Genomic DNA, 1404 nt, shown 5'->3' with positions numbered 1-1404 from the left:
CCACGTCACCTTGGCTTCGGCCGCCCATCTGTTCCTCACTGAACTGCGCTTGACCAGCCCAAAAGCGGCTGGGGCGGCCTGACCTTCTACAAGATCTTGCACATGCTCCAGGTGCTGTTAGCCACCTGGGCAGGCCAATGCCCCACCTGCCATCAACGACCACCATGACGAACTAACAAAGTACTACTAGGGGGCCATCATCACCGGCGAGATCGTCATGCCTCGATGCTAGCCGGTACGCCGCCGCACCCGCGAGGCGATTACCGGCCCCGGTGCCGCACCAGGTAGATCCGCTGCCAGGCGAAACGCCGTCGAAACGGTCACAGTGGCGAATCGTTTTCGCTTTCTCCTTGGTGGTGGTAGGCGTAGCCGTCGCCGCGTTGCAGCAGGCGGACATGCCGGTGGCCGATGCCCTGGACGGTGCCGAGGGCGGTGGTGATGTTGAAGCTGCCGGTGGAGCGGACGGCGACCCTGCCGGTGTGCACTCCGGCCTTTTTGCCGGAGGGCACGCTGGCGCGGACCAGGTCACCGGTGGCGAACCCGTGGATCTGTTTGACTCTGGGGAGCCGTAGCCGACCGAACCCGAAACGGTCGGTGCGGGTGCGAGCGTAGCCGCCGCGCCCGGCACATGTGGCCACCAGCACGGCGGCGGGCCAGTAGGTCACGGCATCGAGCTCGCCGACGTGCAGGGCGTCCAGGGTGTGCGACTTGGGCGCGCCGGTGCGATGCCGGTTCCACTTGGTCCGCCCGCCGGAGGCGGTGTGGATGGGCAGGCCGGTGGCGGTCAGGGCCCGCCACAGCGCCACCGGGTCGCGTTGACCGCTGCGGCGTCTCGCAGCGGGGCCTTGGCCTGAGCATGGAGACGGGCCAGGACCTTGGGCCGCCCGGCCAGGAACTCCTCCACCGGGCGGGCGTTCTTGGCCTGGTTGCAGCCGATGCAGGCCACGGCCAGGTTGCTGATCCGGTCGCTGCCGCCCCGGGACCGGGGATGGATGTGGTCGATGTTCAGCGGCACGCCGCTGACGCCGCAGTAGGCGCAACGGCGGCGCCACTTTTCCAGCAGGTACTCGCGCACCTCATAGCCCGCGAGGGTGCCCTGCTGGTACTCGGCCCCTTCCAGCGGGCGGCCCGCGGACATGGCGTGGGTGTCGAACGCCACCCGCTCCACGTGCGCGGCCCGCACCGGCGCCCACCGGGCCAGCCGATCCACCCAGCTCATGGTGGTGTCCACCCGGTGCCGCAGCGACGGGGCCAGCCATCCCCGCGGCCGGGCCCGGTTGAGGAAACGCGGCGCCCGGTAGCGCAGGTTCGCGCCCCGGCGCCGCCGCCGGAAGGCGGCCCGCGCCACCAGCCGGTCACGGATGCGCCCGCCCCGATGGTCGAGCTGCACCGCGAACAGCCCGC

The 1404-nt window shown here is 70.5% G+C and carries 2 protein-coding genes; both read right to left on the bottom strand.

Annotation, left to right across the window (positions count from 1 at the left end):
- Positions 1-320: 320 nt before the first annotated feature.
- A complete protein-coding gene (locus EJK15_RS76065; RefSeq protein ID WP_240778159.1) occupies positions 321-806 on the bottom strand; it encodes a hypothetical protein in 486 nt (161 codons plus the stop codon).
- Positions 785-1404, bottom strand: a 620-nt coding sequence (gene iscB, locus EJK15_RS76060; RefSeq protein ID WP_240778158.1) for an RNA-guided endonuclease IscB, incomplete at its 5' end; no start/stop codon positions are given. The genes iscB and EJK15_RS76065, both read right to left, overlap by 22 nt.

The organism is Nonomuraea basaltis, assembly GCF_005893125.1.
GTDB lineage: Bacteria > Actinomycetota > Actinomycetes > Streptosporangiales > Streptosporangiaceae > Nonomuraea > Nonomuraea basaltis.
The sequence above is the reverse complement of the archived record's forward strand: the minus strand, read 5'-3'. Positions and strand labels throughout refer to the sequence as shown.